Below are 25,052 nucleotides of genomic sequence, written 5' to 3' on the forward strand. Positions count from 1 at the left end.
CAGTTGGATGGAGAACATTGCTGCGACGGTCAGGAGCCACGGAGGGATTGGGCCTTTGAAAGTGGTCTTAAGGCATAAGACTGCACTTCTAGTGCAGTCTTATTCTTTACCGCTCGACGGCGGCTACCGCACTGATCTCCACCAGCGCCCCGGGAACGCCCAAACGGGTCACAAACGCTGCTGTCACGAGGGGCGGCTCGTCGGCGGCGAGGTCGGCACCGTCCACGAAGAGAACCGTCCACTGCACAACGTCGCGGAGGGTTGCCCCAGCAGCCGCGAGCGCGGTCTTTGCGTTCGCCAGGGCGCGGGCAGATTGCACGCCAACATCACCCTCGCCGACGAGCAAACCGCCGCTGTCGACCGAGTTCTGGCCGCCGACGTAGATGGTGGTGGCATTGGGAGGGACGATGGCTACGTGGCTGAATGCCGGGCTGGAGACGAGCCCCTCGGGCCGGATGCGCTGGATGGATGACATGACTGTATGCTGCCATCCCCAGCCAATTGCCAAAAGGGGTGCGCCCCAATGCCCCGGCTGGTCCGGCCTCGTCACCCAGGTGCTCGTCACTCAGGTGCTCGTCACTCAGGCACCCGTCACTCAGGCGAGGGCCGCCGTCGTTGCTGTTTGGTTGCCGCCCTCTGTACTTTTGCTGCGCGATGCCGCTGGGCGGACCCGCGTGTGGGTTTCGTTGCCCTGCGCACGGTCCTTGGGGCAAGGCCCGCCACCACAATGTCAGCGAGCTTGGCCAGGGCGCTCTCGCGGTTGCGTAACTGCGAGCGCTGCTCGGAGGCTGTAACAGTGATGACTCCGTCGACGAGTCGCTTCTGCAGTCGACGCAGCAAGATCTCCCGTTGGCTTTCTGTCAACGCCTCCGAAGTGGCTACGTTCCAGGAAAGCTCAGCCCTGCTGTCGGTCGTGTTGACGTGTTGTCCGCCGGGTCCTGACGAACGCGAGAACCGCCAGGCGAGTTCCGAGGGCGGAATCGTGAGGGAGGGCGAGATTTCCAGGTCCATGGGACAAGCGTTGCACGTCGGGGCGGGTCTTCCCATCCGAGCCGTGCTTCGGCATGACGTGTCAGAGCAGGTTTGCGTGTGAGAGCAGGTTTGCGCGTCAGAGCAGATTTGCAGTCAGCGTTGAGGCGATGAACCGGCCGTACTGCTCTGCGCTCCACCCTCGTTTCAGGACGAGACTCTCGAACAGTTCGGGGGTGGTGCACGCGAACATGATGTCGGCGGCCTCTTCCGGGGACATGCCGGGACGGAGCAGGCCGCGGGCCACCAGTTGACGCGCGTTGTGCAGCATCCGCCGATGGCGGGCGTCGTCGACATCCTTCAGGAGACTGGCCATGTCGGCATCCCCTGTTGCGGCGGCGTCGCGGATGAGCAGGCTGACCGGCGCCGCAAGGGGGCTGACTTCTGCGGTGAACCGCCCGAACTGCTCCATCAGTTTCCGCGGGTCATCTGCCCTTACTTGCGCGAGGTCTGAGCGCTGTTCGGCTGACGGCCCGCCCTTGCCAAGGAGGCTCTGCTCGTGGAGGGCACGGACGAGGCCAGCCTTACCGCCAAAGTTTTTGTAGATGGACTCCGCCGACACCCCGGACGAAGCAGCAATTTCGGTGATGGTGGTTGCGCCGAAGCCTTGCAGGAGAAATAGTTCCCTGGCGCGCGCGAGGATAGTGCGACGGGATGCCTCGGCCGCTTGGCGGCGACGGCTTGCATCGTAGGTGCGTTGACTCCGGGATGTTCCAGCGGGACTCTTGCTTCCGGCTCCCATGACTTCTAGACTCCAATCAATACAGAGAACTGTATTGAATTCAAGATACCAGCCCTGCCCGCCCAGTGAGGGGAAAATTGCGGGGCACCAAGGAGTCACCATGGAAACCGTGGAGGGCCTGGAGCGCCTTCCGGAAGGACCCGTTCGCCGGATGTTCGCCGCTTCCGGGCGCCACGACCTTGACGCCTTGGTTGCCGAATTCGCCGACGACTATGTCAACATCACGCCGATTCATCCCGAACGGAATTTCTCCGGCAGCGCCCAGGTCCGCGCCAACTGGACCAGCCTTTTCGCTGGCATCCCTGACCTCACACCGGCAATCGCCGACGCCGCTGAAGGCAGGCACGGAACCGTTTGGGTGGAATGGGGCGCCAGGGGCACAAGACGCGATGCCACGCCGGTAGAACTTGCCGGCGTCGCGATCTTTACAGTGCGCCAGGATCGGATCGCCTCCGTCCATTTCTATCTCGAACCTGTGGAACGTTCTTCAGGTGACATCGACGACGCCGTGCGGGCCACTGCGGGCGCGGGTCTTCAGGCTGGGGCCGTACTTCCGACATCGAAGGGGTCATGATCCTCGTAGTGGGCGGCACCGGCCGCCTGGGTTCGCGGCTTACCGGGGAGCTGATTCGGCGCGGCGCTTCCGTGCGGGTCTTGGCCAGGGGCGAATCCCAGCCGTTCCCGGGGAAGCCGATCGACGGCGTCGAGCTTGTCCGCGGGACCCTCGCCTCAGGCACGGACTGCGGGCGGGCCGTTGCCGGATGCAGCCAAGTGGTGTTCGCGGCGTCAGGCTTTGGGCTGAAAAGGGGCGGCAACCCACGCAGTGTGGACCGCGACGGCGCACTCCGGCTCATCGATGCCGCATCCCGGGCGGGCGTGGTGCAGATGGTCATGATGTCGATGCATGGCGCCGCTCCCGATGCCCCTCTGGATTTCCTGCGCATGAAGTACGCAGCGGAGGAGGCGTTGAAGGCCTCGGGCATGGCGTGGACGGCGATCCGAATGGGGGCAAACCTTGAGCAGTTCCTCGATTCAATGAGCCAGCCCCTACACACGAAGGGCAGGGTGCTTGTCTTCGGTTCGGGACAGGCACCCGTGACATTTACCTCGACGCCGGATGCTGCTGCCGCTGTTTTGTTGGCTCTTTCCGACCCTTCCTTGCGTGGAAGGACCATTGAGTGGGGGTCCGAAACCCACCCCTTCAACACGCTCGCGGAAGCTATCCTCGCGGACGCTGGAAAGGGCTCGATCCAGCGGATACCAGTGGCGGCCCTACGGGTGATGGCCGCCGTTGCACGTCCGATTTCGCCGTTCATGGCCCGGATGGCGAGAGCGGCGCTGTGGATGGAATCAGGCGCTGCGGCCTTCGATCCGGCCGTGGTACGTGCCGCTTTCCCTGAAATTCCTGTGATCGGACTGCGTGAGAGTTTGGACCAGATCAGGAGCAGGTGAGTCGTGGTGCAAACCGGCCGTCGGGAGGACAATGCTAGGCACAACCCAAATCTCGTGAGGAGCAGCCGTGGGCGAGCCAACTACAGAAGCGACATCAGCGCAGTTGATGGTGGACTTGATCATTTCCCTGGATGGGTATGCCTCAGCGGAGGGGTGGCCCGGTTGGTGGGGACTTGAATCCCCGGAATACCTTGCCTGGCTCGAGGAAGAAGGCAAGAAGGACTTCACCACCCTTATGGGCGCCAACACTTATCGGGTGATGTCAAGCATGTCGGAGCAGGCTGCGGGCGAAGACTCGGGGTTCTCCGAGGAAGAGGGAGCGGCCCTGACCGGGCTTGCGGCCCTGCCAAAGGTCGTTTTCTCGTCCACTCTCCAAGAACCTCTGGCTTGGCCGAATTCCGAGCTGGTAAGCGGGGATGCTGTGGAAGCTGTCAAGGAGCTGAAGCGGACCCGGACCGGCACCCTGACCACATTGGGAAGCCTCAGTCTTTGCCGCTCTTTGTTGAGTGCCGGACTCGTGGACCGGTACAGGATCGTGGTTTTTCCGGTGATTACAGGCCGCACCGGCAGGGAACGGATTTATGACGGCTATCCTGATGTCTCGCTTGAAATGGTGAACAGCAGGACATTCGATGGTCAACTGCAGCTGCTGGAGTACATACCCACGCTGATCAGCGGTCCGCCTGTCCGGCAGCCCTGAAAAGAGGCTCCAGCGAATCCGAATAGCTGGACAGTATTTCGGCAAACGTGAGCAGCTGAAATCCTTCAGCGCGGCAGAGGAGTGGTTCGCGGGTAGTTCCGTTCGCGGTGAGCGTCGCGATTCCCCATGGATGCGTTGGCTCGCCGACCGAGATGCCAGCGGCGTCGAAAGTGTCACGGAGCACGTAACGCGTGACGGTTCGCCACGACTGCAGGAACGGTGACCGCAACTGCTCAACAAGTTCGTCGTCGTTGGCTTGGTAGGCCGTCCACAGATTCTCGGACAGCTCGTCCCACTCCTTGGCGTCGCGGACCATGAGGTGGGCGGCGCGGAGGCGGGCAATCGTTTCGTTCAACGTCATGGTCAGTCCCCAAACTTCCTGTCGTTTTGCAAACCTGCTTTGATCTTCCGCCACCCACCTGCGCGATTGTTGGCGGCAATCTGTCGCAGCATTGCGATCAGGGGTGCGGTGGGTACTTCGTCACCGATGTAAAAGCTGATCATTCGGCCGGTCTTGTTGTCGTGCCCGGCCGTGATAATCCCGGCAGCGTCAGGGACGATGGCGCCATCGTAGAGGAAGAGGTTGACGTGGTTCTTGGCCGCGAGCAACGCACAGACGTTTCCATCCAGGACAAAGTAGGGCTGAACCCGTCTCTTGATTGTCTCCACGATGTCCGGTTCGGCCTCGTGGATCACGTCCCTCAGTTCCAAACAAAGTGCTTGTTGCCAGTCCGGAAGGGCGTTTATGTAACTATCGACTCCGGGATGGCGCGCGTACTTCCCCATGACGTTATTAGGGCACCACGCCCCACGGCTTGTCCAGACCAGGGTCTTGAACAGACAAGCGTCTTGAAGGCGATGAGTAGGCTTGCTCACATGAGCGACGTCGAGCGGTTCCGGGTTCTGCTGGAGGAGGAGCGCGAGCGGAAGCTTGCCCTGCTGAAGGCGCTGCGTAGCGACATCACATCGGTCAGCCTTGCCCGCCAGGACTCGAACGTCGACGACGAGCATGATCCTGAAGGCACCACCATCGCCTTCGAGCTCTCACAGGCCTCCGCACTGCTTGGCCAGAGCCGTGTAGGCCTGGAGCAGATTGAGGCCGCATTGCAGCGGATTTGGGATGGAACGTACGGTGTATGCGCGATTTGCGGTGTCGCCATTCCGGAAGGGCGGCTCGAAGCCAGGCCGTGGACGCCCTATTGCGTCAGTCACGCCTCAGGTAAACAGTAAAACCCCCGGCAAAAAGTAAAACCCGGGCGGATATGAAACCCGCCCAGGCGCACTTCACGCCATGTCAGGGCTGATGGGCACGAAATCGATGCCCTGCTGGACCTTCTTTTTTGGTCCCCGGTCGAAGCCCTTGGCGTCGAGGTTGTTTCCTGCGCGGAACGCGGCCAAAGCGTCGTCGAAGATTTCGTTGAGCCGCTGGCCCGGGAAAACCTTCTGGGTGCCGTCGGCAAAGGTGATGGACACGGAGGCGCTGGCGGGAAAATGCCTGCTCATTCGGATGAAGCCTTGGGAATCCTGCCGTAGGGAGATCATTGCTTGTCCACGCTTTCAGTATCTGGGTTCCACCACAATTCACGGTGAAGCCTCACTCTCTCATTCCGAGGGACCTGCCGCCTCATTTACATTCCCGTGACCGGGGACCAGAATAGCGCCCATGTCCATTCTCAAGGTGCAATCCGAGTCCGAGGCCACAGGTCTGACCGCCGAAATCTACCAAGCCGATTTGCAGTCGATGGGCTACGTTCCGAGCCATACGAAGGCCATGAGCATAAACCCTGAGGCGTACAAGGCGTGGCAGTCGCTTGTTAAGGCAATCGTCTCATCGCTGGGTCTGCGACGATACGAACTTGTGACACTCGCGGCCGCCCAGGCCATTGGGTCCTCCCATTGCAGATTGGCCCATGGGAAGAAAACATTGGCCATCATTGATGAGGAGCAGCTGCTCGCTGTTGCCCGGGACTACAGGGATGCCGGGCTGCCCCCGGAGGAAGTCGCGATGATGGACTACGCGGTCAAGCTCAGCACCAATGCGGCTGCAATGAACGACGACGACACGCAGCACCTTCGCGATATGGGCTTCAGCGACAGGGAGATTGCCGACATCACCCTGGCTGCCACCGCCAGGAACTACTTCAGCCGCGCGCTTCTTGCCCTGGCCGTGGACCTCGATGTGCCTCCGGGGGTGACCGCGGAGCTTCAGGACGCCTTGTTGACGCCGCTGCCGGCTCAAGGTGACTGAACGGCTTCGGTGTTGGCACGGTCTGCGGGTGCCCCCTGCCTACGGCTGGCCAGCAGGAACGGCACCGAAATGAGCTCAATAACGCCGGCGATGGCCAGCGAGGCCGGGTAGCCGTAGAGGTCAGCGCCACGGCCAAGAAGCGGCTGCACAACCACTCCGCCGCTGGATCCCATGAGCGAATCGAAGCTCAGGACCGTGGCGCGCTGCTTCGAGGGGATCATGTCATTGACGTACGCCTGCCGGACGGGAGTTGCCGCCGATCCCACCACGGCCCAGAATGCCAGCAGCACCAGGGCCACCCAAAAGACACGGGTGAAGCCGAGGACCACCAGGATCACGAATCCTGTCAGACCACCAAGGATAAGCACCGAGGTTCGTTTATGGAACAAACGCCGGGCATGTGGAGCGAGCCAGCCGCCGAGGATTTGCGAGCCCGCCACGATCGCGGCGGCGAGGCCCGCAATGGAATAGGCCCTCGGGTCGCCATACAGGTCAAGAAGGAATGGCTGCAGGGCGTAAAAGACATAGATCCCGACGCCGGCACTAAAGGGAGCGGCCAGCATTACGTACCGGACGGGCGGGTTTTTCAGGCCGTTCTCGATCGAGGCAGAGAGTACTGCACGGGTGGCCCGAAGGGGGTGGGAGGACCGCTCAGGTGAGAACCCGACGTCGTGCATTAACCCAAACGCAACGGCGAACATGGCCACCAGAACGAAAACCCGAATGAGGAACGGGACACCAAGGTTGGTGGCTTGGGCAATCACCCCACCTGCCACCGAACCCAGCAGCATCGCCACACCCTGCACCATCTGGCCGCGGCCCAGAACAGTTTCAAGGCCACCCTCATAGCCGGAGAAGCGCAAGGCATCCACCAGCCACGCTTCCACGGCTCCGGAGAAGAACGTGAAGCCGAGGCCAAGGAGCACCGACACAACTGCCCACATCCAAAACGGTGCGGAAATCTGCCACAGCACGTAGTACAAGTAGGTGGACGCAGCCAGCGTGATCGTACCAAGGAGGAATGACGCGCGGCGGCCCCAGCCGTCCGCGATGACGCCTGTGGGAACCTCGAAAAGGACCATCCCCGCTGTGAAGAAGGCGTTGGCCGCGAAGGCTTCAAGGTTGCTCAAGCCTGCATCAAGCAGGAAAAGCGTGTTGATACCCCAGATAAAGGAAGCCGCCACCGTGTTGCCCAGCGTCAGCGTGAGATAGACACGTTGAATCTTTCTGGCGGCGTCGTTCATCGTGTCGCCGCCAGCGCTGGCAGGGGTGACCACAAGCCCATTCTCGTCCCCTTGCCCGGCCTCCGCCAGAGCTACGGGACCAGGGCCAGCGGGAAGAGTTTGCTGCGTCCCGGTTTTCTATATTTCATGTGCGGTTGGAATATCCTGGGACGCTGCCCACTCGCTGACGTCCCGGCGCTCGATGGCCGCCGCCATCATGTCCGGAAACAGGTCCGGCGTGCAGGCAAAAGCAGGCACACCAATGCCGGCCAGGGCTGCGGCATGGCTGGAGTCAAAGGAAGGATGACCACTGTCGCTCAGGGCCAACAGGGCGATCATGGTGGTTCCCGCCCCAACGATCGAAGCGGCACGGCGCAGCATCTCCTCAGCTATCCCACCTTCGTAGAGGTCACTGATCAGCACCAGGATGGTCTCGGTCGGCTTGGCGATCTGGTCCTGGCAATAGGCGAGGGCACGGTTGATGTCGGTACCACCCCCGAGTTGCACCCCAAACAGCACATCCACGGGATCATCCAGGTCCTCGGTCAGATCGACCACTTCGGTATCGAAGACCACCAAACGGGTGCTCACGGACCGCAGTGAACTCAGCACTGCAGCGAAGACGCTTGAGTACACCACGGATTCCGCCATGGATCCTGATTGGTCGATGCACAAGATGATCTCCCGCTGGATCTCCGTGCTGCGCCGGGCGTGGCCATGGAGTTGTTCGGGCACAACGGTCCTGTACTCGGGCTGGTAATGCTTAAGGTTGGCCGCAATGGTCCGGTTCCAGTCAATATCCCTGTGCCGTGGACGCCTGATCCGGGCGGACCGGTTCAGCGCCCCGGAGACAGCCTGGATGGTCTTGGCGCGCAAACGGTCCTCAAGATCCTTCGTCACCTGGCGAACCACAGACCTTGCTGTCTCGCGCGACTGCTCGGGGATGACCCTGCCCAGGCCCACCAGCGTGCTGACCAGGCCGATATCCGCTTGGACGGTGCGCAACATTTCGGGTTCAAGGAGCAATTGCCTCAGCCCCAGCCGGTCCATGGCGTCAGCCTGCATCACCTGGACCACGGAAGAGGGAAAGTATCCGCGGATATCTCCAAGCCACCGTGCCACGCGTGGACTCGACGCCCCGAGCCCACCGCGGCGAGCAGATCCCTCTCCATATAGCTCCTCAAGAGCCTGGTCGCGCCGTGCATCATCGGCCGAGAGCTGGACGCGCTCGCCGTCAGCTTTTGACATGCCGTCTGCCTCGTTGCCGCCCAGCACCAGACGCCAGCGGCCCAACCGGTCGCGTCCCCGGCCCTCCTCGGAGTTGGCGTCTGTCATGCGTTCTCCTCCCATCCGAGGATTCTGGCCATCGTTCTGACGGCCGGACCTGCAACAGCCAAGTCAACTCTTGTACCTGCTGTGGTGTCCCGCGCGGCCGCACGGCTCAGCTGCTCACCGATCTCGCGCCGCTCGGGGCGGCTGAAGGCCGAGAACGTCCTGCGCAGGAGCGGCAGCACGTCCTCGAAAACCTCATCCTGGACGCCATCCACCCACTCATCCACAATCTGAAGGAGGCGGCGATCATGGACCAGGAGTGTGGCATCGCCGGACAGAAGTCCATCCAGCCACGCAGCGGCCTCGGGAGCCGGGGCGGCGACAGACAAACGGCGGCTTAGCTTGGCCGCAACGTCGTCTGCGTCCACAAGGCCGGCGTCCAGCAGGAGCCGAAGAGCGCGGCCGGCCACGGAGCCGTGGATCCGGTCCGAGTGTGCTGCTGCAGCCAGCGCCGCATGCCAATCGTCCAATGGCAAGTCCGGTAGCAAGGACAGCCCGTCCTGGGCTGAATTGATCGCCTGGCGCATGAGGGTGGCAGCGTCGTCGTCCAAACCTGCGCATGCTGTGGGCAGACCCACGCAGGCGCGCACAACAGTGGCTTCCAGGATCTTTCGGACATCGCTCACGTCCACTCCGCGCACGTTTCCGTACCGGCATGTGCGGGCAAGAGGGGCTATGGTTTCCAGGAGTGGCGGAACGTCCTGCTGCAGCGCGGTTCGCTCGGCAAGGGCAGCCACGACGCCGGCAATACCGTCCGGGAGGTCCGCGAGCAGACAGTTTGCCAGCAGTTCGCTGAGGACAGGAAGGCTATCGGCGGCCTGGGCTTCTTCCGTCACAAACGCCGCCGCGGCGGAGGCAACTGTTGTGCCGTAGCGGCTGGCTTCCACCAAGGATAAGGCGAGCTCAGGCTTCCAGAGAAGGGTCCACGCTTCCTTGAACGTGCCTGTGGTCCGGCCACTGTCAGCGGGCACGCCCCAGTCAACTCCCAGCAGTGCCAGGCGATGGAGCAGTACGGACCGCGCCAGCTGGTTGGGTTTGCGCAGGTCCAGGACCATAACCTCTTCCATGGCGCTGGCCCTCATCCTCAAGGTGCGTTGGGTAGCGGCGAGGTCGGCCGCCAGTGGAAGCGTGGGCACGGAGTCGGGCACGCTGCCCAAATCCCGCCCAACAGTCAGTTCGCGATGAATCAAGGCCAACGGCAGGGGAGAGCCATCGCAAAGTACGGACTGGGCAGCGTCATCCAATTCGGGCAATCCGGGGCTTGGCCTCCCGCGGATGGCGGCGAGGGCATTTGCCATCCGGCTCGCTTCCACCACTGAAGCGGTCGAGGCGTCCAGGTTTTCCTTGCGCAAAGCCCGGGCAACCCGAACCAGCCACGTAGTAGACACATCAATGCCCGGATCCTGGGCCATCCAGTGCGCGAACAAATGCTGATACCAGCCCGGTGCCGTAACACCGGCACCGTATCCGCTGCGCAGGCTGAGCCGGTCCGAGGTCCATGGAACCCACGTGGCGGCCACCTTGGCCTTGGGCAAGCCAGCGAGTACTTTGTTATCCGCAGAAACGGAGGGAAAGCCAGCGGGCACCAGTGCTGGTGCATGGTAGGCACCGCAAACCACAGCGATACTCTCATGTCCTTCACGAGTGGCCGCCCTCAGGATGCGCCGCATTGCCGCTTCCCGGCGGTGGTTCTCCACGACGTCCGGATGATCGGGGGATCGGTCGTCCAGTGCCCGGATTTCGGCAATGGCATCGATCAAGGCCTCGAAGCGCTCCACGGGGCTTGAGCTCCGGTGCTCCACGGCGTCCTCCCACCAGCGTTCGGCATCGCTGTACCCGGCAGCTTCTGCCAGGATACCGATTGCGTCCGGGCGGTACGGCTGATCAGACGGGGTGGAAATCGATTCAGCGGCTTCGGCAGCTACCTTGATTCCGAACGTGTTTGCCGCTGGCAGATCGATGGCCTGCACGGGGGTCCCCGTGGACAGCGCCCAGCGGATGGCTACCCATTCAGGAGAGAAGCTGGCCATGGGATAAAAAGAAGCCAGACGCGGCTCGTCCACTGCGTAGATCAGGCCAGCAACGGGAGGAACCATCCCTGGATCGGTGATGAGCGCAATGACCTGATCGAGCTCAGGCGGGCCCTCAACGAGCACCAGATCGGGGCGCAGGGTAGCCAAAGCCTCGGCCACCGAGTGCGCCGAGCCGGGTCCGTGGTGCCGGATCCCCAGGATGTGAACGTCAGTCATCGCCTAGTTCGTCGACTCAAGGTCACGGCAAGCCCGGTAGAGGTCCTTCCACTCCGGTCGATTACGCACCACTGTCTCCAGGTACTCCTGCCAAATCACCCGGTCCTGCACGGGGTCCTTAATCACCGCACCCACCAAGCTCGCCGCGACGTCGTCGGCCCGGACGGTTCCGTCGCCGAAGTGGGCTGCGAGGGACAGCCCATTGGTCATCACGGAAATGGCCTCGGCTGTGGAAAGAGTGGCTGACGGGGATTTGATGGTGGTGCGCTGATCCTGGGTAACCCCCGCGCGCAGTTCCCGCATGATGGTGACCACCCTGCGGATTTCGGAGAGGGCCGCCAAGTCCGCCGGAAGCTCCAGCGCCTCGCCCAGGCTTCGCACACGTGTTGTCACGATCTCCACCTCCTGATCGATGGTGTCCGGAAGCGGCAAGACCACCGTATTGAATCGGCGGCGGAGTGCAGAGGAGAGTTCGTTGACGCCTTTGTCGCGGTTGTTCGCAGTAGCGATCACGTTGAATCCTTTGCGGGCCTGCACTTCCTCGTTGAGTTCCGGAATGGGCAGGGTTTTCTCGCTGAGGATCGTGATGAGGGAATCCTGGACATCGGAAGGGATGCGCGTTAATTCTTCCACCCGCACCAGGCTTCCGGCCTCCATTGCACGCATCACGGGTCCCGGAACCATGGCCGCCCGTGAGGGACCTTCGGCGAGCAGCCGTGCGTAGTTCCACCCGTACCGCAATGCTTCTTCAGGTGTTCCCGCCGTGCCCTGGACCACCAGCGTGGATGCGCCCGAAATAGCCGCGGCCAAGTGCTCGCCAAGCCATGTCTTCGCAGTTCCCGGCACACCCAACAGCAGCAGGGCCCGATCCGTAGCAAGGGAAGCTACAGCGATTTCCACCAAGCGCTCCTGGCCCAGGTATTTCGGCGTGATCACGGCGCCATTGGGTAGGGTGCCGCCCAGGATGTAGGTGGTGACCGCCCATGGAGAGAGCCTCCAACTGGGTGGCCGGGGCCGGTCGTCAACCGCCGCCAACACACTGAGTTCATCGGCGTAGGCATTTTCGGCGTGGGCACGGAGAACATCGGTTCCGTTTGGGGCAGCTGTCATTGGAAGGCCTCCGTGAGGGATTGTCGGAATGCTTGGTATTGAACAGCGTCGCGGAGCACCCGACGCCGGGCAGCGTCCTCGTCTGAACGCTCCAGAAGGCGTCTGCACTGTTCGGCGGCCTCCGGCGGCAGCGCGGTTGGCAGTACCTGCGCCAGCATGGCTGACAAGGGGCCACCGTTCTTCCCGGCAATCAGCCCGAGCAGCGCATCAGCCAACCCCAACCCCCACGGCTGGGGCAGATCCCGCAACAGCGGAACCAGGGTCAGGGGCTGGCCAATGCCATCGCGGATGTACCGTTCAAGCCACCGCTCACGCTCACCGGGGGACAGGCAACCCAGCAGCCGCACGTCGGTCCGGACGGTCAGGAGCGCGCGGATCCACTCAAGGTCTTTCCGGCTCACCGCAGCTGTGATCAGGCCCTCGAGGGCCCGGGGCTCGGGTTCCAGGACTTCCACAGTCGCGGCCGGGCTGCGGCCGGACACAGACGTCCACACCTCCAGCGGTGCACCCCTGATGATGGTGTCCAATCGCGCCAGTCTGTCGGGTTCACCACCGCGTTGGTTGGACGGGATCCCGTCGCGTAAAGCTTGCTCATCCGGATCCGGGGGAAGGTCGATATCGATCCGCTTGTTCAACAGCCCCTTCAAGTGCAGCAGGGGAAGCAGCCGGGCAGCCATGCGCCCGGCACGGAGACTGCCAGGGAGTCGGTCCAACAATCCGATTGCTACCTCGCGCACACTCTTCGCTTTGTCGTCCAAGGCGCGTTCCAACAGCTCTTCGTCGTCGCTGCCCAGGTTCGTGGCCAACAGGGACAGATGATGTGCGCGTTCCCGAGCGCTGAGGGCATCCCACTGTGTCGCCAGCCTCTCGCGTGCAGCCGCAGGGTCACTCTTTCGGAGACGTTCGAGTTCCGCCGCAGCGAGTTCGCTTCTGAGCTCTGAGGACGCATCGGCCGGCTGCGGAACCGATGTTTTTGAGAGACTTAGAAGCCAGCGGCCGCGGGTTCCGATGGCTGGCTCCAAGCGCCTGAAGACAGCTGCTTTAGTCTCGGCCAACGCGAACAGCGCCGGAAGCAGGCGGTGCGGGACCCGGCGTCGTGATTCTTCTGCCAACAGCAGCCAGTCCACTACCAGTTGGTTCCTCAACTCCAGTCCGACGGGCGGTTGGGTGAGGAGGAGTTCCAGCAGCCGGGCAGCTTCACCGGCGGCCTGCGGCTCTGGATCAAGCGGCGCCGGCAGCGGCCGAGTAGCGGCAGGCGCCTGGGCGGGCGTGCGGGACGCGCGGATGACGACATCCGCCATGGCAGCCTGGTCCAGCACCTCTTCCTCACGGGACAAGCCTTCAGGAGGGGGCACGCCCAGATCAACCGGCGGAGACGGCGCGGCATGCCGCCCTGTGCCTACCAGCGCAGCAGTTCGTAGCTCGTCCAACCACGTCATGGAGTCACCACCGCATCATCGACGACGACGGTCAGCGGCCGCACGCGGCCATCCTCGAGTTCGCCGAAAACATCTACCGGACAGCCGCCTGTGAGGGCCAGCAGCGAATCGAGGGGAGCATCCATCAAGGGAAGTGCATTGCCGTTCTCCTCCACAAGCCAACCGTAGTCTTCAGACAGGATGGTGACACGGGCCAACAGCACAGGCTGCCGGTCGCGCCACGGTGAGCGGGCAACAGCGGCTGACTGCTGCCCGAGGGCCTGGGCGATGGTGCAGCCAGGACCGAGGCTGGTGGCCAGTCCCTGGGATTCAACGGGACTGGTGAACATGGCACGCTGCGGCGCCGATCCGGGGTAGCGGGCAACCGTGACCCCCAACAGGGCGCCAGCGAGTTGAGGCGTCGCGAGCCCTTGGCCCTGCCCGGCAAAATCCAGGATGACCACCACCGTGCCATCGGGACCCCGGAGCCAGGTCCGCTGCTGTTGGAGCCGACCGTCGTCGCTTCGATGGGCTCCCAGTACCAGCCATGGGCCCGGCAATGCCTCGGTATCCTTGACCTCGGCTGATGCGGTGGCCCAACCGACGGCCGCTTTGACATCTGCAAATTCCTCGGCGGACAACGTGTCCCGTGCGGCCCAGGCTTTGGTCAGCGCCCACCAGCGGCCTGCATGGAGCAACAGATGGTCCGCCCAGTCGGTCCTGCCGTGGACCTCCGAAGCCATGGTCCGCACTTGTTCGGCAAGGCCTGGCAACTGGGAATCGACCAATCGGGCCGCCACACCGTCCCACCAGGGGTAGGGCTGGTTGCGGGCGGCGGCAAGCCCGGTCCGGATCAAGTCGGTCAGCCAGCGGGCGAAGTCTGCGATTCCCGCATCCATGAGTGCTTGGCGCTCAGCGAGCCGCTTGGCCTGCGCTTCGGGATCCGATGCCGCCCCTGACTGCCGACGATCCTTGGCGGTGGCACGTTCTGCGCGCTGCCCTGCCCATTCCTGCGCGAAGTCCGCCGTCTCGGTCGAAGCCTCGGCTGCCTCGCCCCGGGCCCAGAGAAGAAGCAGTGCAAGGGCGTGTTTGCAGGGAAATTTTCGGCTGGGACATGAGCATCGGTAGGCAGGGGCGACGATGTCCACGCTTACTTGATAGGGCGTTTTTCCGCTGCCTTGGCATTTGCCCCAAACCAGGACGTCGTTGCTCCCCGCGTCCGACCACGGGCCGGGATGTGCCAGTTTCCGCGCCGCTGCCAAAGACGATGCGTCGGGGGCGGCGTTGATGACTCTCTCTTCGCTCCAACGCCCCATGAGGGATATTCTGCCTGACACCTGCGACGCTTTGGGAGAGCGTCGTGGCGGCGGGGCGAACTTGCTGCCGGGAGCCTGGTTCCGCTCCCGGCAGCTGCATCTACCCTTACGCCTGGTGGATGACCAGATCGGCGTCTGTGGTGATCGACTTTTCCCGCTGCCCGGAATGCACTGTGGCGAAGAACTCACCGAGTTCGGCGGTCGCGGTCAGGGCCAGGACGTTGGCCACGTACTGGTCCGGGCGGACGATCACCACTACGCCGTTCCGGCTGAGGCCGCGCAGTTCGAAGATGTCCGCGTTGGGGTCGGTGCCGAAGACCTTCTCGAGGTAGGTCAGCTTGAACGGTCCAACGGTGGGTTTGAACGCCGAAGGGACGGCGTTGATGTCGACGTTGGTGTGGTCCTGCTGGTAGATCACTTTCACGTCGAACCAGGCGTCGCGGTCAGCGTCCGACGGCGTCGCGGCCAGCGGCGAGTCAGGCGAGGTCGCGATCCACTCGGCCAAGTCCGCTACCGGGCCTTCGGCGCCTGCCGGTGCGGCGTCGGCGAAGACGTAGATCCGCCAGCGCCCGTCGGCCTTGGCGTGGTGGCCCAGGTGCATGGGGTTGGTGTCGCAGACCCGTTGGACGGGCGCGGATTTGAAGCGCTTGCCGATCGGGAAACCCGTGGCGAGTTCCTGGTGCTGCGCTTCGGCGACGAGCATGGACGGGGCGTACTGGGTCATGAAGCCTGCTGGGAACTCGGCGGTGCTGGTGTAGAAAGTCTCCAATTCTGCCGGGTCTTCGAACTCTTCGGGCTTCTTGGCCATCAGGGTGGACCATTGCTTGTCGAAGTCGATCAGGTTCTTCGCCACCACCTGCCGCTCGGCGGAGTAGGTGTCCAGCAGGGACTCGGGGCTGCGGCCTTCCAGGACGTGTCCGAGTTTCCAGCCGATGTTGAAACCGTCCTGCATGGAAACGTTCATGCCCTGACCGGCCTTCGCGCTGTGCGTGTGGCAGGCATCGCCGGTGATGAACACCCGTGGGCTGCGTGTGCCGCGTTCCTCCGGCAGGACGTCGTCAAACCTGTCCGTGAGCCGGTGGCCTACCTCGTAAACGCTGTGCCAGGCGACGTTGCGGACATCCAGCGTGAAGGGGTGGAGGATGTCGTTGGCTTTGCCGATGATCTGCTCGATGGTCGTTTTCCGCACGGCACCGTGATCCTCGGGCTTAACCTCACCCAGGTCCACATACATGCGGAACAGGTGCCCGCCCTCGCGGGGGATCAGCAGGATACTGCCGCCGGCACCGGACTGGATGGCGCATTTGGTGCGGATGTCCGGGAAGTCCGTGACGGCCAGGACGTCCATGACACCCCAGGCATGGTTGGCCTGATCCCCTGCGAGGTGGCACCCGATGGACTCGCGGACCTTGCTGCGCGCGCCATCGGCGCCGACGACGTATTTGGCACGAATGACCCTCTCCTGGCCTTCGTTGGGTCCGGAGGTGTGGGCAAGGGTGACAGTGACCGGGTAGTCACCAACACCAGTGACCTGGAGACTGCGGAATTCGTAGCCATAGTCCGGCGTCATGCGCGTCGGTGAGTTGGCCATGAATTCCGCGAAGTAGTCCAGCACGCGTGCCTGGTTCACGATCAAGTGCGGGAATTCGCTGATGCCCGTGGGGTCATCCACCGCCCGGGCCGCGCGCACGATGCGCGTGTGGTCAGCGGGGTCCGGCTTCCAGAACGCCATTTCGGTGATGCGGTAGGCCTCCGCGGTGATGCGTTCGGCGAACCCGAAAGCCTGGAAAGTCTCAACGCTGCGGGCCTGGATGCCATCGGCCTGACCGATCGCCAGACGCCCGGGGCGACGCTCAATAATACGCGTCGTGATATCCGGGAACTGGGACAGCTGCGCCGCCGTCAGCATCCCCGCAGGGCCGGTGCCCACGATCAGAACGTCAACTTCGTCGGGAAGCTCGGCCGGGCGGTTGATTCCGACGCCGGCGGCCGGCTCGACTCGAGGGTCACCGGATACGTAACCGTGGTGGTGGAACTGCACGGGCTTTCCTCACTTCTTTGTGGGTCTAAATTTTGTGATGTTCTATAGTTGAACACCTTGTTCTATTATCGCTCACATTATCGTAATGCGGCTCACAGTGCGGATCAAGTCTTTGCCCAGCCCGCCGACGAGGTTTGGCCCAAGTTCACGGTGATTCCGGGCAGGACGTGTCAGGATCAGATATGCCTCGACTCATGCTCCTGGACACTGCATCCTTGTATTTCCGCGCCTTCTACGGTGTTCCGGACTCCATCCGCCGCGCCGATGGCACACCCGTCAACGCCGTCCGTGGCCTGATGGACATGATTGCCCGGCTCACCACGGAGTATGAAGCGACCCACGTGGTCGCTTGCTGGGACAATGACTGGCGCCCGAAATGGCGGGTTGAGCTGATCCCCAGCTACAAGGCCCACAGGGTGGCCGAAATCGTGCCGGTGGGCCCCGACGTCGAAATCGTTCCCGATCCTCTCGAAGTGCAGATCCCGCTGATCCGCCACGTGCTGGACCTTGCAGGCATTGCTGTGGTGGGCGTCGATGAGCATGAAGCTGACGATGTTGTGGGCACGTATGCCAGCCAGGCGCAGCTGCCCACTGATGTGGTCACGGGTGACCGGGACCTTTTCCAACTCGTAGATGATGATCGGGACGTCCGCGTCATCTACACCGCCCGTGGCATGAAGAATCTCGAAATGGTCACCGACGTCGTCGTCGTTGGAAAGTACCGCGTGCTGCCGCAACAGTACGCCGACTATGCCACGCTGCGCGGCGATTCATCCGACGGCCTGCCGGGCGTTGCCGGCATCGGCGAGAAAACGGCCGCGTCTCTGCTCGCGGAATACGGCTCCCTTGAAGGCCTCCTGGAGGCAGCAGAGGATGCCGACGGCGGACTGTCCAGTTCCGTACGCGCCAAACTTTCCGCAGCGGCCGGCTACCTCAAGGTGGCGCCCGCCGTCGTCAATGTGGTTCGCGACTTGAAGGTGCCCACCCTTGAGGAGGCAGGCGCCCAGCTGCGCCCCGTGACAGGCGAGGCGCGCGCTGAGCTTGAGCGCTTGGCTAGTGAGTGGAACCTGGGCGGTTCAGTCAAGCGATTGCTTGCGGCCTTGGACACCCAACCGCACCTTCACAGCTGATTGACAGCTTCAGAACAGCGTGGGCTTGGGTGATCGACTCATTGTAGTAACAAGACGGTGTTACAGATCGTCTGGAAGTTACCAGCCGTTCGGACGGCTCAGCAGCCGTTACGGCGGCGGCAGATTGAGGAGAGGCACCATGTCAAAGACCAAGAGAATCACGCTGGGCATTACAGCCGGAGCGTTGGCGCTAGGCGCGGGGCTGGGTGTTACCAGCGTTGCTTCAGCCACCACGACGCCGACGCCGACGCCGAGCGCAACGTCGTCAGCCGATGCCACCACGCCCCCGCAGGGCCACGGAAGGCCTGGAGGCCACGGCCCCGATCGTGGTCAGCTCGCAGCGGACCTTGCCGCCAAGTTGGGAGTGGACGAAACCAAGGTCACCGACGCATTGAAGGCCTTCAGAGAAGCGAATAAGCCCACCACTCCACCAACTCAAGGCACCGAAGGAACCAAGCCGGACCGGACAGCGCAGGAAGCAGCCTTGGCCAAGTCCCTGGCCGCAGCACTGGGCATCGATGAATCCAAGGTCACTGCCGCCTTGGAAGAAATCCGCACTGCCGCCCAGGAGGAGCGAGCCGCTGCCCTTAAGACCAGGCTGGACAAGGCCGTGGCGGACGGCAAGCTCACACAAGCCGAAGCTGACGCCGTCACCAAAGCGGTTGAGGCCGGAGTCATCGGAGGAGGCGGCCGCTAAGGCCCTGCAACCGCAGAGAAGAAACCACGACGCCGATACTTGGCAGCGAAGGATCCCCCGGACAGTTCCGGGGGATCCTTCGTGTGGCCGCCCTTGTCACCAGTGGCGACCCTATCCGGGCCTGAACCTGTCCACGACAGGACACTCAAAGGGTTCGCCAGCGAAGAGTCCCACGTCGTTCAAATACCTGACGACAATTGCATAGGAGGCTGCCAGTGAGGTCTCTGTGTAAGGGATGTCCAGTTCCCGGCAACATTCTTTAACGATTCCGGAGGCACGTTGCAGGTATGGCCTGGGCATGTCCGGGAAGAGGTGGTGTTCTATCTGCCGGTTCAGTCCGCCCATAAGTGCGTCAAGGAATCGTCCCCCGGAGATGTTCCGGGCGGTGAGGACCTGACGCTTAAGGAAGTCCGTCCTGCTGGACGCCGGCAGGATGGGCATGCCTTTGTGGTTGGGAGCGAATGCAGCGCCCATATAAAAGCCGAAGACGCCCAATTGAACGCCGAGGAAGGCGAAGGCCATGCCCAGCGGCAGAAAGGAGAACACCAATACCGGCACCACGAGCAGACGCAGCAATATCACAGGGATTTCCACCCAGCGGTGATCCGCCTTTCGCTGGCGTAGCAAGTACTTCAACGAATCAACGTGCAGGCTCGCACCGAGGAAGAACAACAGGGGGAACAGCAGCCATCCCTGCTTCCGCGTAACACGCACCATTACTCCGCGCCGCGACGCCGCAGCCTCGGGATGGAACGCGATGGCGCCCGTGTGGATATCAGGGTCCTTATCGATGACATTGGGGAAGTTGTGGTGGCGAGTATGCTTTTGGGCCCACATCGCATAACTGATTCCCACCAAGCCTGTGCCAATGAGGCGTGCGGACCATTCATTCATGCTCTTGGATTTGAACACCTGGCGGTGGGCAGCCTCGTGTGCGAGAAACGCGAATTGAGTGAGGACAACGCCCATGCCGGCCGCGATCAGGAGCTGGAACCATGTGTCCCGCAAGAGAAGAAAGCCACTCCATGTTCCGGCCCACGCGAGCATCAGAATCACGAAAACTGTGATGTAGAAACCCCGGCGCCGCTTCAGCAAGCCCGCACTTCGGACGGATTTCAGGAGGGCTGCATAAGAATTGACCATCCGGGCGGCGGCACCGCGTTCCGGAAAAAAGTCATCGGAAGAGCGTGATGATGCCATGATGCCTCGAACCAGTTCCGGTGGGAAAACACATCGCTTTCCCACTGTCCCCTCAGGATACGCCCGGGGTCTCTGGAAGGCCCTGGAAAATTCTTTTGAATGGTTGTCGATTTCGCCTCGCACTGTTCGACCCATGGATGAGAAGGTCGAAGGGCGACCTTCCACAACACAGGAGATTGAGTGCAATGGCCAAGTACATGCTGATCATGCGGGCAACCGACGAATCGTTCGCCAAGTTCGAGAACATCGACTTCAACGAAATCCTCGAAGCGATGGGCAAGTTCAACGACGAACTGATCCGCGCTGGAGTGCTGCTGGCTGCTGAAGGACTGGACGATGCAAAGGAAAGCGTCGTGGTCGACTTCACCGGTGACACCCCGGTGGTCACTGATGGCCCGTACGGTGAAACGAAGGAACTGTTTGCCGGTTACTACATCCTGGATGTTGCATCCAAGCAGGAAGCAATCGAGTGGGCCAAGCGTGCTCCGATGACCGAGGGCACCAAGACCGAGATCCGACGGGTGACCAGCATCGACGAATTCCCCCAAGACAACGAATGGATCCAGAAGGAGCGGGCTTGGCGCGAGCAGACCGGACAGCTCTAGACCGGGCGCCACTGCTTTGGGGAGCACCTGCAGTGAGCAGCACCTGACGTGAGCAGCACCTGACGTGAGCAGCAACGAGGCAAGGGCCGCCGTCGAAGCGGTGTGGCGCAGCGAATCCGCCCGCATCGTCGGCGCCCTTGCCCGCTATACAGGAGACTTTCCACTGGCAGAGGACCTGGCACAGGAAGCACTCGCAGAGGCCCTCGTGTCGTGGTCCGTCAATGGCGCACCTGCCGAGCCCGTGGGATGGCTCCTCACAGCGGGTCGTCGTCGTGCCATCGATGCTTTCCGGCGGCGGGCAGCCTTGGACGACAAATACGCGCTTCTGGCACGTGATCTCACAGAGGAAGAAGCCGGTGTGGATGCGCTGTTCAGCCCCCAGGCCATAGATGACGACGTCCTCGCCCTGATGTTCATTTCCTGCCACCCAGTGGTGTCCAAGGAGGCTCGGATTGCCATGACACTGCGCGTTGTGGGCGGCATGACCACGGATGAGATCGCGAAGGCATTCCTGGTCCCGGTGCCAACCATCCAGGCCCGCATCACCAGGGCCAAGAAGACTCTCGCCGCTGCCCGCATCCCGTTCGCAGTGCCCGAGGCCGATCAGGTTCCTGAGCGGCTTGGTTCGGTGCTGAATGTCCTCTACCTGATCTTCACCGAGGGGGCCTACGCTTCCGGAGGAGAAAACTGGATGCGCACCGAGCTGGCCAGTGAAGCACGACGACTTGCCCGGGTGCTGGTCCGCGTCGCGCCCGAACCCGAAGCATTCGGGCTGCTGGCACTGATGGAACTCACAGCCGCGCGATTCCCGGCGAGGCTCGACGCAGATGGCCAGCCGGTCCTGTTGGAAGACCAGGATCGACGTCGATGGGATCAGTCAGCAATCCGGCGCGGACGCGCAGCACTTTCGACGGCGGTGGGTTCCGGCCGTGGGCTCGGCGCCTACGGTCTCCAGGCTTCCATAGCCGAATGCCACGCTGTGGCGCACTCGGTGGAGGACACAGGCTGGGATCGAATCGTGGTTCTGTACGAGGCGCTCGGGCGACTCACGCCGTCGCCCATCATTGATCTGAACCGTGCCGTCGCCGTGTCCATGGCCTCTGGCCCTGCCGCCGGACTGGACCTCGTTGACGAATTGGGTGCCCGTGGTGAACTCAGGGGCTCGCATCTCTTGCCGGCGGTCAAGGGCGAGCTGCTGTCGCGGCTTGCCCGCCATGAAGAAGCGAGCGAGGCATTTCACCAGGCTCTTGAACTGTGCTCAAACGGCGCGGAACGTTTGGCCCTTGAGCGAAAAATCAAGGACTTGCAACCCAGACAACGCCAGTAAGCGCGCAAACGCGGGCCTCAGCTGTACTGGCCCTCAATCTGCACCGGGGCACTCTTATGTTCGGAGGGGTGTGTGGTGGTGGTTGCGTCGTGGTGTTTGGTGGGGGTCGATGTGTGGTGGTGGGGTGAACCAGGGCACGCCGGTGGTCATGTCGTTCCGCCATTGTTCTTTGTGGATGAGGTGGTGGTGGTGGCTGCAGAGCAGGGTGCCGTTGTCGGTGGAGGTGGTGCCGCCGTGTGACCAGTAGGTGATGTGGTGGGCTTCGCACCAGGGGGCGGGCATGGTGCAGTCGGGGAAGGCGCAGCCGCCGTCGCGGGCGGTGATGGCTTTGCGGATGTGGGGTGGGAAGATCCGGGTGGTGCGGCCGATGTCCAGGACGCGGGAGTCGCTGCCGAGCAGGACGGGGAGGATGTCCGCGTCGCAGGCGATTTTGCGGATGGTGTTGGGGTGCATTGGCCCGACAAAGGTCGCGGTACCGGAACTGAGCCGGGGGTGGTGCGGGTCAGGCCCGGTGGTGGGGGTGGTTACTTCGCTTGACTGGGACTGGGACTGGTGCGGGTCAGGCCCGGTGGTGGGGGTGGTTACTTCGCTTGACTGGGACTGGGACTGGTGCGGGTCAGGCCCGGTGGTGAGGGTGGTGTCTCCGCCGGGGGTGGTGGCTGTGTCGCGTGCGGTGGTGGGTGTGCGGGTGTGTTGTTGGTAGAGGTCGCGTTCGTTGATGGTGACGGTGACTTGGGGGCGGAGTCCGCCGTTGGCTGGCAGTTTCCCGGTGGTCATGGCGACTGCGCAGGCTCCGACGAGTCCGTCGAGGAGTTTCATGGCCCGGGAACGCCGGTCCAGGTCCACGCCTGCTGGTTTGTTCCCGCCGCCGCTCCCGTCAACGCTCTCGTTCCCGCCACCGTTCCCGCCACCGTTCCCGTCGCCTTCGCCGGTGGCTTCGCTTGTCCCGGCGGCTGTGTTGTCCCCGGTGCCAATGCCGTGTCCGGGGGTGAGTCGGGGGTTGGTGGCGGTGTTCATGGCGGTGGTGAGTGTTTCGTATTGTTCGGTGGTGGCGAAGATTTCCAGGTGGTGCAGTCCGTGGCGGGGTTTGCGGATGAAGGTGCCTTGGAGCTGGCGGAGGATTTCTTCGCTGGGTTCGGGTCCGTCCTGGTCGATGAGGTCGTTCCAGCGTTTGGTCATTTTCAGGACGAAGTCGGGGTCGGACCCGGCGGCGGTGCGGGTGAGGGCGTGTTCCATCCGGGTGAGGGTGTCGTCGTCGGTGAGGTGCCGTACTTTGTCCAGGGCTGCGCTGATGATGCTCGCCGAGCGGGTGGGTATCTGGGTGGTTTCGAGGGCTTGGGCGAGGATTTCACGGCGGGCCGGGATGTGTTGCCCGGCGATTCCGGTCCGGGGGAGGACCTCGGAGGCCAGGGCGAGCCGGCGCCGGGCTTCGACGATGCCGATCCGCAGGCGGGCGCGCAGGAACTGCGCGGCGTCCCGGTAGCCATCGTCCGCCACCGCAGCGGCGTCTGCCGCAGTGACAGCACTAGCGGATCCACCGGCAGCATCGGACCCAGCAACCGTGGCCGTCGCGGGGTTTGGACCTCCTGCTGCTGCCGGGACCGGGACCGCAGGGTCGGTGGTTGCGGGGTCCGTGGTTGCGGGGTCGGTCCAGCCTGTCTGCCATCCTGTGCCCGCCGCTGATGAGGGCCGTGCGTGCTGGGCTTGCGTGCGGGTCCGCTCCACGGCGTGAGCCGCGATGACCTGCAGGTACTCCACGGTGCGGGAGATCTCCTCCACCCGACCGGCGAACCGCGCGGCTTCGGCAAAGCCGAACGTCAGGGCACCTGCCACGGTGACGGAACGCAAAGATTCCAACGCCTGGGCGCTGTCAGCCAGCGCCCCCTCAAGTCCCAACGCACCGTCAAGCCCGTGGGAAACGCTAAGCCCCTTGGAACCATCAAGCACAGGGGAAAGGCGCAGCCCCGGGGAAACAGGAACGACGTCAGGGCCAACTTTAGGCTCGACGTCGGCAGGGTCAGAGAAGGGCCGTGGCTCAATGCCGCGAAGCAGCGCCATGGCCCTGGCGTTCTCCGAATCGGTGACTGCCGCCGTCGGGCTTTCACGGCCGGCTTGGCCGTGGGCAGACATGGTGTGGCTTCCGAGGGGAAGGTGTCGGGGGCGCGCTCCGGCGCCAGACAGTGCTGCCCGTCGCGCCAGAATGTCCCCAATGCTTCCCATGAATAAACAGTCTCACCAGGGGCTGACATTTTTAGGCTCCAGTGCCGCTGCCCTGGATGCCGCAAGCTTCCCAACCGTTTCCAGGGATCAACCATGTGTGCGGAATCGGCGATTGATGGCCCACGGATTGGCGTGCGGCCCGGTTTCAGATTGCCAGGAGATGTCAATAGACTGACCCGGCCCGGACATGTGCAGTTCAGCACCGATCCGGGCGTTTTCTGAAGCCGAATTGGGGACCCACATTTTGACCACTACAGCGCCAAAAATCACCGTTGTCGTACCTACTTACAATGAACGGGAGAATCTTCCGCTGCTGACGTCGCAGCTTGATTCACTGGGCATTCCGAATCTGCACGTGCTCATTGTCGATGACAGTTCCCCGGATGGGACAGGGGAGGTCGCAGACAGGTTGGCAAAGAAATCGAATGGCGCCGTTTCCGTGCTGCATCGGGACGAGAAGGATGGCTTGGGCCGAGCATATGTGGCTGGGATGACCCGGGCGATGGCACAAGATGCAGAAATTGTCATCCAAATGGACGCTGATTTATCCCATCCGGTGGCAGCAATCCCCACAATGATCGACAAGATTCTGAACGAGAATGCCGATGTTGTTATCGGCTCGCGTTATGTTGCCGGCGGCTCCACGGCGTCGGAATGGCCATGGCATCGAAAGGCCCTCTCCGCTTGGGCCAACTTCTATGTGAGTGTGATCCTCGGGTTGAAAGTGAAGGACTGCACGGCCGGGTTTAAGGCTTGGAGTACTTTAGCCCTCGGCCTTATTGACGTCTCAACGATCAAGAGTGATGGCTATTCCTTCCAAGTCGAGATGAACTACAGGGCCGCTCAGCGGGGCCTCGAGATCACCGAGGTACCCATTCATTTTGAAGAACGCGTGGAGGGGGCTTCCAAAATGAATCTCCGGGAGCAGCTTGAATCTGCGCTCACACCCTGGAAGCTTCGCCTGAAACGGGATAGTCCCGTGCTAGTTCCCAAGAGCTAGCCAGCCAGCCCCG

The 25,052-nt window shown here is 62.9% G+C and carries 25 protein-coding genes; 10 read left to right on the forward strand and 15 right to left on the reverse strand.

Translation table 11 applies throughout. The annotated features are described in order from the left end of the window. Positions 1–106 precede the first annotated feature (106 nt). The 3 genes from ABIE18_RS11215 to ABIE18_RS11225 all read right to left on the reverse strand — a co-directional run bounded on the left by ABIE18_RS11215 (position 107) and on the right by ABIE18_RS11225 (position 1,771). On the reverse strand, positions 107–475 hold the full coding sequence (locus ABIE18_RS11215) for a Rid family hydrolase (RefSeq protein WP_499722840.1): 369 nt from the start codon (positions 473–475) through the stop codon (positions 107–109). A gap of 116 nt (positions 476–591) precedes the next feature. Further along, a complete protein-coding gene (arfB, locus tag ABIE18_RS11220; protein ID WP_499722842.1) occupies positions 592–1,011 on the reverse strand; it encodes an alternative ribosome rescue aminoacyl-tRNA hydrolase ArfB in 420 nt (139 codons plus the stop codon). Between the two features lie 97 nt (positions 1,012–1,108). Next, entirely contained in the window at positions 1,109–1,771 is a 663-nt protein-coding gene (locus ABIE18_RS11225; RefSeq protein WP_499722843.1) for a TetR/AcrR family transcriptional regulator, read from the reverse strand. A gap of 100 nt (positions 1,772–1,871) precedes the next feature. On the opposite strand from ABIE18_RS11225, the gene ABIE18_RS11230 reads away from it, so the two are divergent. The 3 genes from ABIE18_RS11230 (at position 1,872) to ABIE18_RS11240 (ending at position 3,923) form a co-directional block, all read left to right on the forward strand. Beyond that, entirely contained in the window at positions 1,872–2,345 is a 474-nt protein-coding gene (locus tag ABIE18_RS11230; protein WP_499722844.1) for a nuclear transport factor 2 family protein, read from the forward strand. Continuing rightward, a complete protein-coding gene (locus ABIE18_RS11235; RefSeq protein WP_499722845.1) occupies positions 2,342–3,223 on the forward strand; it encodes an NAD(P)H-binding protein in 882 nt (293 codons plus the stop codon). The genes ABIE18_RS11230 and ABIE18_RS11235 overlap by 4 nt, the downstream gene beginning before the upstream one ends. 106 nt (positions 3,224–3,329) lie before the next feature. Continuing rightward, a complete protein-coding gene (locus ABIE18_RS11240) occupies positions 3,330–3,923 on the forward strand; it encodes a dihydrofolate reductase family protein (protein WP_431120224.1) in 594 nt (197 codons plus the stop codon). Here the strand turns inward: ABIE18_RS11240 and ABIE18_RS11245 are convergent. Both ABIE18_RS11245 and ABIE18_RS11250 read right to left on the reverse strand, forming a co-directional pair. Further along, positions 3,895–4,284, reverse strand: a complete 390-nt coding sequence (locus tag ABIE18_RS11245) for a hypothetical protein (RefSeq protein ID WP_499722847.1) — start codon at positions 4,282–4,284, stop codon at positions 3,895–3,897. The two genes, ABIE18_RS11240 and ABIE18_RS11245, sit on opposite strands and share 29 nt — an antisense overlap. 2 nt (positions 4,285–4,286) lie before the next feature. Further along, a complete protein-coding gene (locus tag ABIE18_RS11250; protein WP_499722848.1) occupies positions 4,287–4,709 on the reverse strand; it encodes a DUF1801 domain-containing protein in 423 nt (140 codons plus the stop codon). A gap of 90 nt (positions 4,710–4,799) precedes the next feature. Here ABIE18_RS11250 and ABIE18_RS11255 point away from each other — a divergent pair, with 90 nt between their 5' ends. Next, entirely contained in the window at positions 4,800–5,153 is a 354-nt protein-coding gene (locus ABIE18_RS11255; protein ID WP_499722849.1) for a TraR/DksA family transcriptional regulator, read from the forward strand. A gap of 54 nt (positions 5,154–5,207) precedes the next feature. On the opposite strand, the gene ABIE18_RS11260 is transcribed toward ABIE18_RS11255, so the two are convergent. Next, complete coding sequence (locus tag ABIE18_RS11260) at positions 5,208–5,465, reverse strand: hypothetical protein (protein WP_431115143.1); 258 nt, start codon at positions 5,463–5,465, stop codon at positions 5,208–5,210. 121 nt (positions 5,466–5,586) lie between these two features. On the opposite strand from ABIE18_RS11260, the gene ABIE18_RS11265 reads away from it, so the two are divergent. Then, positions 5,587–6,171, forward strand: coding sequence for a carboxymuconolactone decarboxylase family protein (locus tag ABIE18_RS11265; protein WP_499722850.1), 585 nt, complete (start codon positions 5,587–5,589; stop codon positions 6,169–6,171). On the opposite strand, the gene ABIE18_RS11270 is transcribed toward ABIE18_RS11265, so the two are convergent. The 7 genes from ABIE18_RS11270 to ABIE18_RS11300 form a co-directional block, all read right to left on the reverse strand. Next, the gene (locus tag ABIE18_RS11270) at positions 6,159–7,415 is read right to left on the reverse strand and encodes an MFS transporter (RefSeq protein ID WP_499723071.1); all 1,257 of its coding nucleotides are present in this window, start codon (positions 7,413–7,415) and stop codon (positions 6,159–6,161) included. The genes ABIE18_RS11265 and ABIE18_RS11270 overlap by 13 nt on opposite strands. Positions 7,416–7,532: 117 nt before the next feature. Beyond that, a complete protein-coding gene (locus tag ABIE18_RS11275) occupies positions 7,533–8,729 on the reverse strand; it encodes a VWA domain-containing protein (RefSeq protein WP_499722851.1) in 1,197 nt (398 codons plus the stop codon). After that, positions 8,726–10,975 carry a DUF5682 family protein gene (locus ABIE18_RS11280; protein WP_499722852.1) on the reverse strand — a complete coding sequence of 750 codons (2,250 nt, stop codon included), beginning with the start codon at positions 10,973–10,975 and terminating at the stop codon, positions 8,726–8,728. The genes ABIE18_RS11275 and ABIE18_RS11280 overlap by 4 nt, the downstream gene beginning before the upstream one ends. A gap of 3 nt (positions 10,976–10,978) precedes the next feature. Then, the gene (locus tag ABIE18_RS11285) at positions 10,979–12,085 is read right to left on the reverse strand and encodes an ATP-binding protein (RefSeq protein ID WP_499722853.1); all 1,107 of its coding nucleotides are present in this window, start codon (positions 12,083–12,085) and stop codon (positions 10,979–10,981) included. Then, positions 12,082–13,524, reverse strand: a complete 1,443-nt coding sequence (locus ABIE18_RS11290) for a DUF5691 domain-containing protein (RefSeq protein WP_499722855.1) — start codon at positions 13,522–13,524, stop codon at positions 12,082–12,084. Before ABIE18_RS11290 ends, ABIE18_RS11285 begins: the two co-directional genes overlap by 4 nt. Continuing rightward, positions 13,521–14,819, reverse strand: coding sequence for an SWIM zinc finger family protein (locus ABIE18_RS11295; protein WP_499722857.1), 1,299 nt, complete (start codon positions 14,817–14,819; stop codon positions 13,521–13,523). Before ABIE18_RS11295 ends, ABIE18_RS11290 begins: the two co-directional genes overlap by 4 nt. A 106-nt stretch (positions 14,820–14,925) precedes the next feature. Beyond that, the gene (locus ABIE18_RS11300; protein ID WP_499722859.1) at positions 14,926–16,860 is read right to left on the reverse strand and encodes an FAD-binding monooxygenase; all 1,935 of its coding nucleotides are present in this window, start codon (positions 16,858–16,860) and stop codon (positions 14,926–14,928) included. 182 nt (positions 16,861–17,042) lie between these two features. Between ABIE18_RS11300 and ABIE18_RS11305 the strand changes: the two genes are divergently transcribed. Both ABIE18_RS11305 and ABIE18_RS11310 read left to right on the forward strand, forming a co-directional pair. After that, positions 17,043–17,990, forward strand: coding sequence for a 5'-3' exonuclease (locus ABIE18_RS11305; protein ID WP_499722860.1), 948 nt, complete (start codon positions 17,043–17,045; stop codon positions 17,988–17,990). Positions 17,991–18,129: 139 nt separating this feature from the next. Further along, positions 18,130–18,687: a hypothetical protein gene (locus ABIE18_RS11310; protein WP_499722861.1), complete on the forward strand. Its 558-nt coding sequence runs from the start codon at positions 18,130–18,132 to the stop codon at positions 18,685–18,687. A gap of 111 nt (positions 18,688–18,798) precedes the next feature. Here the strand turns inward: ABIE18_RS11310 and ABIE18_RS11315 are convergent, their stop codons facing one another. Beyond that, positions 18,799–19,887: a fatty acid desaturase family protein gene (locus ABIE18_RS11315; protein ID WP_499722862.1), complete on the reverse strand. Its 1,089-nt coding sequence runs from the start codon at positions 19,885–19,887 to the stop codon at positions 18,799–18,801. A gap of 185 nt (positions 19,888–20,072) precedes the next feature. Between ABIE18_RS11315 and ABIE18_RS11320 the strand changes: the two genes are divergently transcribed. Together ABIE18_RS11320 and ABIE18_RS11325 are read left to right on the forward strand one after the other, a co-directional pair. Next, a complete protein-coding gene (locus tag ABIE18_RS11320; protein WP_477513246.1) occupies positions 20,073–20,492 on the forward strand; it encodes a YciI family protein in 420 nt (139 codons plus the stop codon). A gap of 64 nt (positions 20,493–20,556) precedes the next feature. Next, a complete protein-coding gene (locus ABIE18_RS11325) occupies positions 20,557–21,819 on the forward strand; it encodes an RNA polymerase sigma factor (RefSeq protein WP_499722863.1) in 1,263 nt (420 codons plus the stop codon). A 54-nt stretch (positions 21,820–21,873) separates the two neighbouring features. On the opposite strand, the gene ABIE18_RS11330 is transcribed toward ABIE18_RS11325, so the two are convergent. Next, positions 21,874–23,949: an HNH endonuclease signature motif containing protein gene (locus ABIE18_RS11330; RefSeq protein WP_499722865.1), complete on the reverse strand. Its 2,076-nt coding sequence runs from the start codon at positions 23,947–23,949 to the stop codon at positions 21,874–21,876. A gap of 277 nt (positions 23,950–24,226) precedes the next feature. Here ABIE18_RS11330 and ABIE18_RS11335 point away from each other — a divergent pair, with 277 nt between their 5' ends. Further along, on the forward strand, positions 24,227–25,039 hold the full coding sequence (locus tag ABIE18_RS11335; protein ID WP_499722866.1) for a polyprenol monophosphomannose synthase: 813 nt from the start codon (positions 24,227–24,229) through the stop codon (positions 25,037–25,039). Positions 25,040–25,052: the final 13 nt, after the last annotated feature.

Source organism: Arthrobacter sp. 2762 (genome assembly GCF_040548745.1).
In the GTDB taxonomy this organism is placed as follows: Bacteria; Actinomycetota; Actinomycetes; order Actinomycetales; family Micrococcaceae; genus Arthrobacter.

What these genes read in the sequence shown, in the direction of transcription:
- ABIE18_RS11215 (WP_499722840.1), bottom strand. Translation starts at nt 475, where the DNA reads ATGTCATCCATCCAGCGCATCCGGCCCGAGGGGCTCGTCTCCAGCCCG.
- arfB (WP_499722842.1), bottom strand. Translation starts at nt 1,011, where the DNA reads ATGGACCTGGAAATCTCGCCCTCCCTCACGATTCCGCCCTCGGAACTC.
- ABIE18_RS11225 (WP_499722843.1), bottom strand. Translation starts at nt 1,771, where the DNA reads ATGGGAGCCGGAAGCAAGAGTCCCGCTGGAACATCCCGGAGTCAACGC.
- ABIE18_RS11230 (WP_499722844.1), top strand. Translation starts at nt 1,872, where the DNA reads ATGGAAACCGTGGAGGGCCTGGAGCGCCTTCCGGAAGGACCCGTTCGC.
- ABIE18_RS11235 (WP_499722845.1), top strand. Translation starts at nt 2,342, where the DNA reads ATGATCCTCGTAGTGGGCGGCACCGGCCGCCTGGGTTCGCGGCTTACC.
- ABIE18_RS11240 (WP_431120224.1), top strand. Translation starts at nt 3,330, where the DNA reads ATGGTGGACTTGATCATTTCCCTGGATGGGTATGCCTCAGCGGAGGGG.
- ABIE18_RS11245 (WP_499722847.1), bottom strand. Translation starts at nt 4,284, where the DNA reads ATGACGTTGAACGAAACGATTGCCCGCCTCCGCGCCGCCCACCTCATG.
- ABIE18_RS11250 (WP_499722848.1), bottom strand. Translation starts at nt 4,709, where the DNA reads ATGGGGAAGTACGCGCGCCATCCCGGAGTCGATAGTTACATAAACGCC.
- ABIE18_RS11255 (WP_499722849.1), top strand. Translation starts at nt 4,800, where the DNA reads ATGAGCGACGTCGAGCGGTTCCGGGTTCTGCTGGAGGAGGAGCGCGAG.
- ABIE18_RS11260 (WP_431115143.1), bottom strand. Translation starts at nt 5,465, where the DNA reads ATGATCTCCCTACGGCAGGATTCCCAAGGCTTCATCCGAATGAGCAGG.
- ABIE18_RS11265 (WP_499722850.1), top strand. Translation starts at nt 5,587, where the DNA reads ATGTCCATTCTCAAGGTGCAATCCGAGTCCGAGGCCACAGGTCTGACC.
- ABIE18_RS11270 (WP_499723071.1), bottom strand. Translation starts at nt 7,415, where the DNA reads ATGAACGACGCCGCCAGAAAGATTCAACGTGTCTATCTCACGCTGACG.
- ABIE18_RS11275 (WP_499722851.1), bottom strand. Translation starts at nt 8,729, where the DNA reads ATGACAGACGCCAACTCCGAGGAGGGCCGGGGACGCGACCGGTTGGGC.
- ABIE18_RS11280 (WP_499722852.1), bottom strand. Translation starts at nt 10,975, where the DNA reads ATGACTGACGTTCACATCCTGGGGATCCGGCACCACGGACCCGGCTCG.
- ABIE18_RS11285 (WP_499722853.1), bottom strand. Translation starts at nt 12,085, where the DNA reads ATGACAGCTGCCCCAAACGGAACCGATGTTCTCCGTGCCCACGCCGAA.
- ABIE18_RS11290 (WP_499722855.1), bottom strand. Translation starts at nt 13,524, where the DNA reads ATGACGTGGTTGGACGAGCTACGAACTGCTGCGCTGGTAGGCACAGGG.
- ABIE18_RS11295 (WP_499722857.1), bottom strand. Translation starts at nt 14,819, where the DNA reads ATGGGGCGTTGGAGCGAAGAGAGAGTCATCAACGCCGCCCCCGACGCA.
- ABIE18_RS11305 (WP_499722860.1), top strand. Translation starts at nt 17,043, where the DNA reads ATGCCTCGACTCATGCTCCTGGACACTGCATCCTTGTATTTCCGCGCC.
- ABIE18_RS11310 (WP_499722861.1), top strand. Translation starts at nt 18,130, where the DNA reads ATGTCAAAGACCAAGAGAATCACGCTGGGCATTACAGCCGGAGCGTTG.
- ABIE18_RS11315 (WP_499722862.1), bottom strand. Translation starts at nt 19,887, where the DNA reads ATGGCATCATCACGCTCTTCCGATGACTTTTTTCCGGAACGCGGTGCC.
- ABIE18_RS11320 (WP_477513246.1), top strand. Translation starts at nt 20,073, where the DNA reads ATGGCCAAGTACATGCTGATCATGCGGGCAACCGACGAATCGTTCGCC.
- ABIE18_RS11330 (WP_499722865.1), bottom strand. Translation starts at nt 23,949, where the DNA reads ATGTCTGCCCACGGCCAAGCCGGCCGTGAAAGCCCGACGGCGGCAGTC.
- ABIE18_RS11335 (WP_499722866.1), top strand. Translation starts at nt 24,227, where the DNA reads ATGTGCAGTTCAGCACCGATCCGGGCGTTTTCTGAAGCCGAATTGGGG.